At 38.8% G+C, this 384-nt stretch carries 1 pseudogene; it reads right to left on the bottom strand.

Annotated features, from left to right (window positions below):
• A pseudogene (locus tag LI015_RS28095) lies at nucleotides 1-301 on the bottom strand (hypothetical protein); the annotation flags it as partial.
• Between the last annotated feature and the right edge of the window lie 83 nt (nucleotides 302-384).

Consider the following 384-nt stretch of genomic DNA (forward strand, 5'->3'; position numbering starts at 1 on the left):
TCCCTTCCAAGGTGTATTCATTGATACGTTCGTTCTCGTCCACCCATAAATCTTCCAGGTATAACAGTGCTTTATGCTTCCAGTCCTCTTTCTGTTCCTTCTCCTCTTCATCTGTTTCAAAATAATCAAGGACTTCAGCAAACATAAACTCTAAGTTCTTTTTTACCATCTGCCTGTCAGCCTTGAATGCATCCAGTTCAATAGTAATCCTTATTCCCGATGATTTTATATTCCCGCGAGCGTCTATTATAGATGGTTTCTCAAATGAAAATTTCTGCGGGATGATTTTTATTTCCGGCATTTCAATCTTCCCCTTTCTTAAGGTCTTTATATATGTTAAAATGGCACTGAAAGGTATAACGATACAGCCTTTCAGGGGAGGTG

Origin of the sequence: Enterocloster sp. 210928-DFI.2.20, assembly GCF_020554465.1 — a bacterium.
GTDB lineage: Bacteria > Bacillota > Clostridia > Lachnospirales > Lachnospiraceae > Enterocloster > Enterocloster bolteae.